This window comes from Ochrobactrum sp. SFR4, from assembly GCF_019730395.1.
Lineage (GTDB): Bacteria > Pseudomonadota > Alphaproteobacteria > Rhizobiales > Rhizobiaceae > Pseudochrobactrum.
This window is the reverse complement of record NZ_JAAPBB010000239.1, coordinates 1-425: the sequence shown is the minus strand read 5'-3', so window position 1 is coordinate 425 and position 425 is coordinate 1. Positions and strand designations below refer to the sequence as shown.

Here is a 425-nt window from a genome sequence, read left to right as displayed (position 1 = left end):
AATGCGGCGCTGTTTTTTTGGGGGGGGGGTAGAAATTATGCTCTTATCAAAGGCCGAATTGCTGGAAGGATGAATTGATCGGCACCGGATAATGAATTTGCCCCAAAAGCTGGTTGATAATGGTGGCATTGCGATAGGCGCCAAGGCCGAGATCCGGTGCGCCGACACCGTGGTGGAATGTTTCGGCATTCTGGATGAAGATTTTGCCCGTACCGTCATCGCAACGTGCGGCGCAGAAAGTTTCATCCACAATCATGTCGCCGTCATTATCCGTTGCCAGTACGGTATTTTTCAAACGGGTGAACCATTCCGGCCAGACATGATGATAGCCGGTGCCAAGAATGACCGCATCTGTTTCATACGTGCCGGTGGCACCGTTTTCCGGATTATTGACAGACAGGCGGAATGTGTCGCTTTGCGGGCTG

At 52.0% G+C, this 425-nt stretch carries 1 pseudogene; it reads right to left on the bottom strand.

Annotated features, from left to right (window positions below):
- Positions 1–46 precede the first annotated feature (46 nt).
- Positions 47–425 (bottom strand): annotated as a pseudogene (locus HBA93_RS18790) (putative histamine N-monooxygenase); the annotation flags it as partial.